Raw genomic sequence first — 10987 nt, 5'->3', positions numbered from 1 at the left:
CAAGGTGACACATAAATTTATAGGATTGTCATTCTGATAAGCCTTCAGGCGAAGAAGAATCTCGCCTTTGTCTTTGGTTTTTGGTTTATCCTGAACCGCATGACGGAACTCACCGGATCGATACTCGTTGTCTTCTCCCTGTTCGTTGTGGCTATGCTGGCCATTGGCTGGGTCACTTCGCGTTCCACAAAATCCCCCGACCAGTTTTTTCTGGCGGACCGGTCCCTCAAGGCATGGGTCACCGCGGTATCATCGACGGCCTCTTCCGAAAGCGCCTGGGCGGTGCTGGGTACGGTGGGGCTGGCTTACAAGGAAGGGCTGTCTGCGATCTGGTTTCTGCCGGGCTGTCTACTCGGTTACTGGATTAACTGGAAATTCATTGCTGAACCGCTCCGAAAGCATTCGCACGAAACCGGCGCCATCACCATTCCCGATTACCTCGAGGCCCACTTCGGCGACAGCTCGCATCTTTTGCGCTGGGTGTCGGTCATCATCATTTTTTCCTGCATGATGGCTTATGTCGGAGCGCAGTTCACAGCGGTCGGTAAAACCTTCGATTCCATTTTTGGTGTGTCGCACACCTTGAGTATTCCCATTGGCGGAATCATCATCCTGACCTACACAATGATGGGCGGGTTCCTCGCCGTGGCCTGGACGGATTTTGTCCAGGGTCTGATTATGGTTGGGGGTCTGGTGATCTTGTCTCTGGTGGCGTTGATTGAGCTTGGCGGATTCTCCGGCATGATCACCCAGGTGAATGAGGCTAATCCTGGAACGCTTGCCCTGATGGGAGGCAAAACCCTGCCGGCGTTTCTGGGAGGCGTGGTGGGCCTGCTGGGGATTGGTCTGGGTTACCCGGGACAGCCCCACGTGCTCAACCGCTACATGGCTGCGAAAAATGAAAAGGTGATCCGTGATGGCTGGTGGATTGCCCTGGGGTGGGGTGGACTCATTTACTCTTCAGCGATCCTGCTCGGGCTTTGCGGTAACGCGCTTTTTCCGGGACTCACTGATCCAGAACACTTGTTTCCGAGGGCAGCCGAATCGCTTTTGCCCACTGCATTGACGGCCATCGTATTAACCGGCGTTTTGGCGGCGATCATGTCAACGGTCTCAGCGCAGATCATTGTGGCAGCATCCTCGGTCGCCCATGACGTTGTTGAAAAGATTTTTGGTGGTGGAGTGTCTAATGAAAAGATGCTCTTCATCAGTCGTGCCACCATAGCTGTACTGGGTGTTGGCGCGATGTTGATCGCACTGGCCAAGACTCAGGTGATTTTCTGGTTCGTATTGTTTGCCTGGTCTGGCCTCGGGGCCAGTTTCGGCCCGCTTATTTTGTTTACCTTATATTCGAAACGGGTCACGCGCCAGGGCGCCATAGCGGGGATGCTCACCGGGTTTGCGGTTACCATAATTTGGAAAGTGAGTGGGCTTTCAGAGATGCTGTATGAGTTGGTCCCAGCTTTTGCCCTGGCTTCCCTGACAATTTATTTTGTATCCGCTAAAACGGAAAACAAATGAATTCCCATGGAAAAACTGTTTGATAATATTGGCTAAAGGGTAGATTTGCCCAGCTCCATTGATAAAATATTTGAAAAATCGACATTTAGTGTATAATTTAGCGCAATAAATTTTTTAAAATTGTGAAAAAGAATAAAGTCTTACCTTAAGTCGGGGAAAATGAAACAGTTAAAACGCTTTCCAAATATTCAAACTCTGCGCAACTTGTCGTCCATGTTCAAATCCACGCACCGTGGAAAGGACAAGTTTTTTCAGGTTTTGCTTGAGCTTGCAGTCCAGACCGTTGGCGCTCGTAATGCGGCTATCCTTATGGTGGATGAAAAATCGGGTGCATTGAGTTTTTATCTGGCATCTGGTGACAAAAGTATTGAACTGAAAGAGGTCGACATTCCACCTGGTCAGGGAATTGCCGGGGCGGTTGTGGAAAGTGGAGAGCCGGTGGTGTCGAACGATGTGAGCACCGACAAACGCTGGTTTTCCCTGGCCAGTGAAAAAACCAATACCGATGTGAGGGCAATTGTTTGCCAGCCCATTTTTCTGGATGACAAGGTTATTGGAGCGGTTGAGTTACTGGATAAAGAGGACGGTACTAAATTTGATGATGATGATGTTGAGACGCTTGGTCATTTTGCCAATATCTTGTCGATGGCGTTTGGTGTCATTCGTGGCAAGGATCAACTCAAAAATCATTTTGACAAATTGCAGGAGGAATACCGGCAGCGCTATACCATTGTCGGAGAGAGCGGAGTACTCAGGCAGTGTATTTACCAGGCGCAACGGGTGTCCAATTCAAAGGCATCGGTGCTGATTTCAGGTGAGAGCGGGACGGGTAAGGAATTATTTGCGCACTTGATCCACGATCGCAGTCCACGACAATCCAAACCATTTATTTCAATCAGCTGTGGCGCACTTCCTGCTTCAATTCTCGAACGTGAGTTGTTTGGTCATGAGAAAGGCGCCTTCACCGGTGCCGATTCACGGAAGATCGGCCTGTTTGAGGCGGCCGATGGTGGCACTTTGTTTCTGGATGAAATAGGGGAAATGCCCCTCGACATGCAGGTGAAATTGCTTCGGGTTCTGCAGGAAGAATCGTTTCTGCGTCTCGGCGGTACACAACCGATTCAGGTGGATGTGCGTCTTATTTCGGCCACGAACAGGGACCTCGACAAGATGGTGCAGGAGGGTACATTCCGTCAGGACCTTTTTTACCGTATCAACGTGATCAATCTGTCCCTTCCTCCTTTGCGCGAGCGCCCGGAGGATATTCCTGATCTGGTGCATTATTTTATTCGGAAGCACAATCCGCCGGGTCAACCCAAGCCCAAACTCGCGAAGGGGTTGCTTTCGCATTTGAAAGGGTATTCCTGGCCCGGCAACATCCGCCATCTTGAAAATGCAGTTGAGCGCGCCATAGTGTTTCAGGATTCAGGGGAGTTGACGGTTGATTCGTTTCCATTTGAATCATCGGATTCCCAGATCGAAATCAATGTTGGAGCTTCCCTTAAGGAAGCGAGTGATGCGTTTCGCAAATCTTTTATAACCAACACGCTGAAATCCACTGCCGGCAACCGGACCAAGGCCGCAAAGATCCTGGATGTCCAGCGGTCCTATTTATCCCGCCTCATCAAGGAACTCGAGATAGATTGACTTTGGTTACTTCAACCCAAAGGAGGAGGACACTTGGAGTATAGCCAGCCTGAAGATTTTCTGGCCGGCAGGGACCAGGTATTCAGCCTGCCTGCTGTTTTTTACCAGTTGCAATCGGCAATGGCAGACCCCGATAAATCCTTTTCTGATTTCGGCGAGATCATCAGTCATGACCCGGGACTTTCCGCACGTTTACTGAAAGTGGTAAACAGTTCGTTTTTCGCCCTCACCTCAAAAGTCGATACCGTCAGTCACGCTCTCACTATCATTGGCCTGGACCAGATGGTCAACCTGACGATGGCAACGGCGGTGATCTACCAGTTCCGTGGTATTCCCAATACCTTGTTTAATATGGAATCGTTTTGGCGGCACAGCATTGCCACGGGCATGGCAGCGCGGACGATTGGCATGGTACGCGATGATGGAAATGTAGAACGGCTTTATCTTGCTGGCGTTCTTCACGATTTGGGCCGATTGATAATCTATATGAAAGAACCCGGATTGGCACGTGAGACATTGACGGAAAGCAAGGAGACCCAGAGCAACCTGAGCCAGATTGAAGAAAGGAAAATGGGTTTTGACCATGCGGCGGTTGGGGGTGCTTTGCTTCGTCATTGGGAAATTCCCGAGCGTCTGGTCAACGCTGTGGCCTATCACCACGATCCGGAAAGCGCGCCAAAATTTAACGAAGAAGCTGCTATTATTCATACAGCGGACTACATTGTCCACGATATGAGCCTGGCCCAAACCGAAGAATTCAGTATCCCCCGCTTGCAAAAAAATACCTGGGACCGAATCGGGGTGGACCCTAAGAAACTCGCTCCAAAAATAACCCAAATGTCGGAACAGTTTGACGAAGCTGTTAGAATGTTCCTCTGATCGTTCTTCCTTCTTACAAAGAGACCATGCACAATGACACTCATTGATGGAAAAGTAGTATCGCAAACAGTTAAGGACAGGGTAGCGGCCGAGGTGGCAGCGCTCAAAGCTGAAACCGGCAAGGTTCCTGGTCTGGCTGTTGTCCAGGTAGGAGAAGATCCTGCTTCTACCGTATATGTCCGTAATAAAAACAAAACCTGCGAGAAAATGGGTTTTAATAATTTTTCGCTTCATCTTGATGAAAACATCAGCCAGGCAGAATTGCTCGGAAAAATAAAAGATCTCAATACTCATCCGGAAGTAAACGGCATTCTGGTTCAATTGCCTCTCCCCGATGGTATCGACTCCCAAAAAGTTTTAGAAGCGCTTCATCCGGCGAAAGACGTTGATGGGTTTCATCCAGTAAATGTTGGCTATCTCGCCACAGGAGGGGCCAAGCTGGTGCCATGTACTCCGGCAGGCATCATCGAGATGCTCGACCACTATAAAATCGATATTGAAGGTAAGCATGCCGTTGTTCTTGGACGGAGCAATATAGTGGGTAAACCTATGGCGCATCTTTTACTCGGACGAAACGCTACTGTCAGCATTTGCCATTCGCGGACCAAAGACCTTCCGGCCATGGCACGTTCCGCTGATATTCTGGTTGCGGCAATTGGCAGACCCAAATTTGTTACTGCCGATATGGTGAAAGACGGCGCGGTGGTCATTGATGTCGGTATCAACCGGGTTGATGGCAAGCTGGTAGGGGATGTCGACTTCGATGCAGTCTCGAAAAAAACTTCCTATATCACCCCGGTGCCTGGTGGTGTCGGCCCCATGACCATTGCCATGCTCATGAGCAATACACTTGAAGCTTTCAAAATGGTTTCCGAAAAATAACGGCAGGATAGGAATCATGAACGACCCCTACGGCGGAACAAATCTGTTCTCGCATCCAGAAGAGCCGGATGATGAGATTGAAGAGGAACTGGAAGAAACACCCTCCGTTTACACTGTCTCCGAACTGACTGCCGCTATCAGCGGTGTGCTCGAAATGAATTTTGACTCCATCTGGCTGGAAGGAGAAATTTCCGGGCACAAAGTAGCGCAGTCCAAACATGCCTATTTCACTCTCAAGGATGACCGCTGTCAGATCCGCTGCGTCATGTTTCGCGGTTCCCGTTCGGGTCTCAAGTTTGAACCGGAAGATGGAGATCAGATTCTTTTGTCCGGACGTGTTGCCGTTTACCAGGCGCGCGGTGAATACCAGATCATCGTCGACAGCATGGAGCCACGCGGCCTCGGTGCTCTTCAAAAAGCGTTCGACCAGCTCAAAAAGAAACTGGAAGAAGAAGGGTTGTTTGCCGCCCAGCATAAAAAACCCCTGCCCCAGTTTCCCTGGAAGGTCGGGGTGATCACATCGCCCACGGGCGCGGTGATCCGCGATATCCTGAACGTTATCAAACGACGCAACCCGAAGGTCTCGGTTCTGCTAAATCCTGTCAAGGTGCAGGGCGAAGGCTCTGCCATTGAAATAGCGAAAGCGATTAAAGAGATGAACCTGCGACAGGATCTTGATTTACTCATTGTCGGACGCGGCGGTGGTTCGATTGAAGATCTATGGGCTTTCAATGAAGAGGTGGTGGCGCGGGCTATTTTTCAGTCCAGGATTCCCGTGATTTCGGCGGTGGGTCATGAGGTGGATGTGACTATTGCCGACTTTGTGGCGGACTTGCGCGCCCCTACACCATCAGCGGCGGCCGAAATCGCTGTGCCTGTGCTCGATGAAATGCTCGATTTGTTGCGCGGGCTCACTGAAAACATGATAGGCCAGATTGAGTGGCAGTTTCAGGATCGACGCGAACGACTGTTGTCGCTCATCGACCGGCGGTTTTTCCGCGAACCCGCGCGCATTCTGGAAAACCCCGCGCAACGCTTGGACGATATGTCTGCACGATTAACGCGCAGTCTTGAAACATGGTCCCTGGTTCAACGCGAAGGGTTGAATTCCAGGGTCAAGCGACTGCTCTCTGCTTCTCCTGAAAGAAAATTGATCCAGCAGCGGGCTCGTCTCGAAAACCAGGAACAATTGCTTGGTCACCTGATGATGAGCCGTGTGCGGCTTGAACGCAATCGACTCGACCTGTCGCGATTGCCGAGAAGTCTGGATTCCTGGTCACGGGTTCAACGGGAGACCTTACGGTCATTGGTAAAACGGTTGCTGTCTGCTTCGCCGGAGAGAAAACTGGCCCAGGCACGCTCGCGATTTGACAGCCAGAACCATCTGCTGGCTCACCTGATGACAGGTGGATTGAAAACAGAGCGTAATCGTTTCGATGCGATCGCCCGGCAGCTTGATTCGCTGAGTCCCTTGCAGGTGCTGGGGAGGGGTTACAGCCTCACCAGCAAGAGGGAAACGGGCAAAGTGGTATTCCGAAAGGACCAGGTTAAACCGGGGGATCGGTTGCGGATTCGCCTTTCGGATGGAGAACTGGACGCGACTGTTGAGGATGGGTAGAATGATGGATGCCTTGACCTTGTGTAAATAAAGGCCAGAAGAAACGGGAGACATTATGGCGGAAAAAAAAGACATCAAGTTTGAAAAAGCGATGGAACGGCTCGAAAAAATCGTGCAGGAGCTGGAAAAAGGCGAGCTGGACATCGACAAGTCCCTTCAGATTTTTGAAGAAGGCATCCAGATGTCGCGGGTGTGTTCTGAAAAACTGAAAGAGGCGGAACAGAAAATCGAGAAGCTCACCAAAAATGGCAAGGGTGATCTTGCTGCGGAACTGTTTCCTTCCGGAGGAACCGATGGGCAAGGCGAGTAAACGTGTCCGCGCGGATGAGTTGCTGGTAAAAAAAAACTCGTCGAATCCCGCCAACGTGCCCAGGCGTTGATTCTCGCCGGACTCGTGCGCTCGGGGCCGGATGTGGTCGATAAACCGGGACGTATGCTCGACCCGGATGAGTTGTTGCTGGTGTTGGAAGACCCGAACCCCTATGTCGGTCGTGGTGGATTAAAACTGCAGCACGCACTGGAAACGTTTGGAATAGACCCAACCGGGTTTGCCGGAATCGATATTGGTGCTTCCACCGGTGGCTTCACGGATTGCCTTTTGCAAAACGGCGCTGAAAAAATGGTGGCCGTCGATGTGGGATACAATCAGCTCGATTACCGGCTGCGACAGGATGAACGGGTTAAGGTGCTGGAACGGAAGAATGCCCGTGAGCTTAAGCCGGAAGAGGTGGGTGGGCGTACCTTCGATATCGCAGTGATCGATGTTTCGTTTATTTCGCTGAAATTGATTCTGCCGCAGGTTTTCCCCTTAATTAAAGACAACGGGCATGTGGTGGCCCTGGTCAAGCCGCAATTCGAAGTCGGGAAAAATGAAGTCGAAAAAAAAGGAGTGATCCGCGATCCGGCCAAACACTATTCGGCAGTGGTGAAAATTGCGGCCTGTGTTGAAGAGGCGCGGTGGGGTTTAAGCGATGTGACCCTGTCACCTATTGAAGGGCAAAAAGGCAATCGGGAGTTTTTCCTGCACTGCCAGGCCGAAGCGCACGGGAAACTCTGGGAACCAGGTACGCTGTGGTCAAAAGTTTCCCCCGAAAAAGAAATAGAAAACCTGGAGTGATTTCAAAATGCGTCAAAAAAGTCAAAATGTTCATTCGAAATTCACTGGCTTAAAAATAATCTTCGGTTTAATCGCTGTTTTGATTTGGGTCAATACGGCGCAGGCGGCACCTCGGTTTAAATCGCCAGGTCATGTCAAACGCTGGATGAAAACCTACTATCTGAAACCGTCTCCTGGAAAAGTTGCAACCGCAATAAGATACATGAGTGCATCCGGTGTTCTTGATAAGAAAAATGCGATATCTCCGGTCTTCGGATTTCTTTCCGGTGTATTTCAGCAGAATCCAGGTAGAGTCAATGCGATAATCCGGAGCCTTGATGGTGTGAAAGAACAACATCTGGGTGTGGTTGTTTTTGGCTTGTGGTATTCGGGGCTGGATGATGCGCGTGAACGAGTGGATAACCTGTTTTCCGCTCATCCTCAACTGGCAAAAAACTTTGCTTTCCTTACCAAAAATGATCCGCGCCCTTTGATCGAATTGCCTCTTGAAAAAGGTGAGTGGATTCTCGATGCGTTGTGGGGTCAGTTTATGGCGACGGGTTCGCCTGACCCGGTGCGTCGTGTGATTTCGACTTTGCCCTGGGGCCAGAATAAAAAAGAAATGGAAAAGTATCTGGTATCGAGCGCGGCGCGGTTTTCCCTCACTGCCAATGCGGGGCAACACCGAAAGGTAAGAGAGATCATCAAGGCTGAGCTGCCTCTCCAGTCTGACGGGGTTCAAGCGGCACTCAAAGAGATTTTAAAAAAGTCCTCCCGCAAAAAGAAAAAGTAGTTCCTTAAAGTTAAAATTTATTTTCCAAAATTATATTCCCGGGCATTTCCCCATCAATTCCGACAATTTTGCCATCTTGTAAAATATTCCATATTTTTTCATTCATGTAATTGTTTTGAGCGTAGGTCCGCCGCCACTCTGTTAAGAGTGGGTGAAGGATTTGAAGAGTGCGGTGAGGAGGCGGGGGTCGAAGTGTCCTTCCATATGGTCTTTGATTTCGGTGAGAGTTTCCACCACCTTGGCGGGTTTGCGGTAAGGCCTTTCGCAGGTCATTGAATTGAACACATCCAGAATTCTGGCAATGCGACCGTTGAGAGAGATCTTCTCATTGGTCAGGCCGAAGGGATAACCGGAGCCATCAAAGTTCTCGTGGTGTTCGGCTACCATGCGCAAAATATTTTCCGAATAACATTTCATATCGTTCAGAGTTTTGCGGCCGCTGGACGGGTGTTTGCGGATCACCGACCAGTCTTCATTGCTCAATTCTTTTTTCGATTCGAGGTGCTCTGGAAAATCTTTTTTCCCGATGTCGGAAAACAATCCACCCAGGAAAATTTCTCTCAACTCCTTTTCATTAAAATCGAGTATCTTTCCGAAATATAGACTGTACATCCCGATATTCGTGCAATGGGTTTCGATCTTGCCGTCTTTAAAGGTGATCCCGGCCAACGCAGGAAAAGGGATGGAGTTATTCTTAAACACGGGGCACAGAATATCCGGTAATTCATCCAAAGCGCGGAACATTCTGGAAGAAATTTTAAAGTCCAGATAGTCACTCAGGATTCTGCGAATGACCGGGTAGGTGCGGCGCACCAGCTCCAGTGAATTTGGATTTTCTTTTTCAATTTTTTCTCGAAGGCGGACCATGACGCACTGTCTGTAATAACGGATCAGATCGTTTTCATGTATATAAAATTCCTGGCGGTCGCCTTCCTTCATAATTTTTTGCAGGCGTGTGTAATCCCGCGGTGTGTATTCAGCGAAGGTGAGATAACTTACTTTTTTCCCCTCCCAGGATTTGTAATAGATAGTGAAACCCTCGACCCATGTTTTATCCAGAAACGTGTGGTTGATAGGCTTGAAATAATGTTCAATTGTATCTGACATAAATGCAGTGGCTCCCGGGCCATCTGTTTGGGGGGCGTAAAAACTTTTCTTTAGATTAACAGGCCACATATTTTGCCTCAATTGACAATTTCGTCAACTTTTACCAGCCTTTTCTCGACAAAATCCGGTATTTTTTTTAACATGGCGGCAGAAGCGGTCGAAGTGCCTGCAAACTTTATTTCGTTATAGTTAAGAAAGGGCGGTCCCATGTACAAACTGGTGTTGATGCGGCATGGTCAGAGTGTCTGGAATCTGGAAAACCGGTTCACCGGCTGGAAGGATGTGGATTTAACAGAACAGGGAATCGGGGAAGCACAGGCCGGAGCCAAACTGCTTAAAGAGGGTGGTTATGGTTTCGATATCGCTTATACCTCCGTCCTCAAACGTGCGATACGTACTCTGTGGATTACCCTGGATGAAATGGACCTGATGTGGATTCCGGTAATCCGGTGCTGGAAACTGAACGAACGCCATTACGGAGCTTTGCAGGGACTCAATAAAGCAGAAACTGCAGAAAAGCATGGAGCCGATCAGGTCAAGATCTGGCGGCGCAGTTACGACATCCCGCCACCTCCATTGGAGGAAGACGACGAACGCCATCCGAATAACGACCCGCGTTATGCCGAACTCAAGCCTGAGCAACGGCCCTGCACGGAGTCACTGAAAGAAACCGTGGCGCGGATGGTTCCTTACTGGTTGGAAACGATTGCGCCGGACATCAAAGCGGGCAAGCGGGTCCTCATATGTGCACACGGTAACAGTCTGCGGGCGTTGATCCAGCATCTGGATAACATCAGCGAGGCCGACATTACCGAACTCAACGTCCCGACCGGTATTCCACTGGTTTATGAACTGGATAAGAATTTAAAACCGATCAAACATTATTACCTGGGAGACCCCGAAGCTGTAGCGAAAGCCGCCGAAGCGGTCGCCAAACAGGCCCAGTCGAAAACCGGTTAAAAAAGTGAGTAATCATTCTATGTCGGCTACCTGCTTTTTTTATTTTCCGGCCTGGAATTCTTTTTCTGCTTTTTCCCAGGCTTTGTGAAAGGCGGAATAGGAATCTGAAAAACCTTTTTTCATGTGGTCCCAGGCATTACCAGCACTGTTTTTTAAACTACCATAACGTTCCGCCAAAAGGACCCTCTGCTTGCGCAGAATTTTTAGGTTTTCTCGGGATTTTTCACGAGCTGTTTCTTTCATGCTGTCCCAGTTTTTATCGATCCGTTTTTCCAATGCATCAATTCGCTGATCCATTTTGTCCAGGGCGACTTTTGATTTTTCAATCAATGCATCGCGTTGATCGGCACTGTAACCTTTTATCGCTTCCATCAATTCCTTTGTTTCCTTTTTAACATCGTCAAAAGAGGAACCGGCAAGACAGATTGATGACATACCAATGACCAGAGTTCCTGTCATCAGGAATACGAATTTTTTCATATGA

11 protein-coding genes are annotated in these 10987 nt (G+C 49.4%); 9 read left to right on the top strand and 2 right to left on the bottom strand.

Annotated elements, in window-relative coordinates; all coding sequences use genetic code 11:
• The first annotated feature begins 99 nt into the window (after window positions 1-99).
• The 8 genes from G3M70_03025 (at window position 100) to G3M70_02990 (ending at window position 8436) form a co-directional block, all read left to right on the top strand.
• Window positions 100-1521 (top strand): sodium/proline symporter, encoded by a 1422-nt coding sequence (locus G3M70_03025; GenBank protein ID QPJ60915.1) that lies wholly within the window; start codon window positions 100-102, stop codon window positions 1519-1521.
• Between the two features lie 159 nt (window positions 1522-1680).
• A complete protein-coding gene (locus G3M70_03020) occupies window positions 1681-3168 on the top strand; it encodes a GAF domain-containing protein (GenBank protein QPJ60914.1) in 1488 nt (495 codons plus the stop codon).
• A 33-nt stretch (window positions 3169-3201) separates the two neighbouring features.
• Window positions 3202-4047 carry an HDOD domain-containing protein gene (locus tag G3M70_03015; GenBank protein ID QPJ60913.1) on the top strand — a complete coding sequence of 282 codons (846 nt, stop codon included), beginning with the start codon at window positions 3202-3204 and terminating at the stop codon, window positions 4045-4047.
• A gap of 33 nt (window positions 4048-4080) precedes the next feature.
• On the top strand, window positions 4081-4929 hold the full coding sequence (gene folD, locus G3M70_03010) for a bifunctional methylenetetrahydrofolate dehydrogenase/methenyltetrahydrofolate cyclohydrolase FolD (protein ID QPJ60912.1): 849 nt from the start codon (window positions 4081-4083) through the stop codon (window positions 4927-4929).
• Window positions 4930-4945: 16 nt separating this feature from the next.
• Window positions 4946-6547, top strand: a complete 1602-nt coding sequence (gene xseA / locus G3M70_03005; protein QPJ60911.1) for an exodeoxyribonuclease VII large subunit — start codon at window positions 4946-4948, stop codon at window positions 6545-6547.
• A 55-nt stretch (window positions 6548-6602) separates the two neighbouring features.
• Window positions 6603-6857 (top strand): exodeoxyribonuclease VII small subunit, encoded by a 255-nt coding sequence (locus G3M70_03000; protein ID QPJ60910.1) that lies wholly within the window; start codon window positions 6603-6605, stop codon window positions 6855-6857.
• 66 nt (window positions 6858-6923) lie between these two features.
• The gene (locus G3M70_02995) at window positions 6924-7664 is read left to right on the top strand and encodes a TlyA family RNA methyltransferase (protein QPJ60909.1); all 741 of its coding nucleotides are present in this window, start codon (window positions 6924-6926) and stop codon (window positions 7662-7664) included.
• A 7-nt stretch (window positions 7665-7671) separates the two neighbouring features.
• Window positions 7672-8436, top strand: coding sequence for a hypothetical protein (locus G3M70_02990; GenBank protein QPJ60908.1), 765 nt, complete (start codon window positions 7672-7674; stop codon window positions 8434-8436).
• Between the two features lie 141 nt (window positions 8437-8577).
• Here the strand turns inward: G3M70_02990 and G3M70_02985 are convergent, their stop codons facing one another.
• Window positions 8578-9543, bottom strand: coding sequence for an HD domain-containing protein (locus tag G3M70_02985; protein QPJ60907.1), 966 nt, complete (start codon window positions 9541-9543; stop codon window positions 8578-8580).
• Window positions 9544-9750: 207 nt separating this feature from the next.
• Here G3M70_02985 and gpmA point away from each other — a divergent pair, with 207 nt between their 5' ends.
• Complete coding sequence (gene gpmA / locus G3M70_02980; protein QPJ60906.1) at window positions 9751-10503, top strand: 2,3-diphosphoglycerate-dependent phosphoglycerate mutase; 753 nt, start codon at window positions 9751-9753, stop codon at window positions 10501-10503.
• Window positions 10504-10542: 39 nt separating this feature from the next.
• Here gpmA and G3M70_02975 read toward each other — a convergent pair whose 3' ends face one another.
• A complete protein-coding gene (locus tag G3M70_02975) occupies window positions 10543-10983 on the bottom strand; it encodes a hypothetical protein (GenBank protein QPJ60905.1) in 441 nt (146 codons plus the stop codon).
• Window positions 10984-10987: the final 4 nt, after the last annotated feature.

Origin of the sequence: Candidatus Nitronauta litoralis (genome assembly GCA_015698285.1) — a bacterium.
Classification (GTDB): domain Bacteria; phylum Nitrospinota; class Nitrospinia; order Nitrospinales; family Nitrospinaceae; genus Nitronauta; species Nitronauta litoralis.
The sequence above is the reverse complement of the archived record's forward strand: the minus strand, read 5'-3'. Positions and strand labels throughout refer to the sequence as shown.

Excerpts from the sequence above, each read along its gene's own strand:
- gpmA (QPJ60906.1), top strand. The coding sequence starts at position 9,751 with ATGTACAAACTGGTGTTGATGCGGCATGGTCAGAGTGTCTGGAATCTG.
- folD (QPJ60912.1), top strand. The coding sequence starts at position 4,081 with ATGACACTCATTGATGGAAAAGTAGTATCGCAAACAGTTAAGGACAGG.
- G3M70_03020 (QPJ60914.1), top strand. The coding sequence starts at position 1,681 with ATGAAACAGTTAAAACGCTTTCCAAATATTCAAACTCTGCGCAACTTG.
- G3M70_03025 (QPJ60915.1), top strand. The coding sequence starts at position 100 with ATGACGGAACTCACCGGATCGATACTCGTTGTCTTCTCCCTGTTCGTT.
- G3M70_02975 (QPJ60905.1), bottom strand. The coding sequence starts at position 10,983 with ATGAAAAAATTCGTATTCCTGATGACAGGAACTCTGGTCATTGGTATG.
- G3M70_03000 (QPJ60910.1), top strand. The coding sequence starts at position 6,603 with ATGGCGGAAAAAAAAGACATCAAGTTTGAAAAAGCGATGGAACGGCTC.
- G3M70_02990 (QPJ60908.1), top strand. The coding sequence starts at position 7,672 with ATGCGTCAAAAAAGTCAAAATGTTCATTCGAAATTCACTGGCTTAAAA.
- xseA (QPJ60911.1), top strand. The coding sequence starts at position 4,946 with ATGAACGACCCCTACGGCGGAACAAATCTGTTCTCGCATCCAGAAGAG.
- G3M70_02985 (QPJ60907.1), bottom strand. The coding sequence starts at position 9,543 with ATGTCAGATACAATTGAACATTATTTCAAGCCTATCAACCACACGTTT.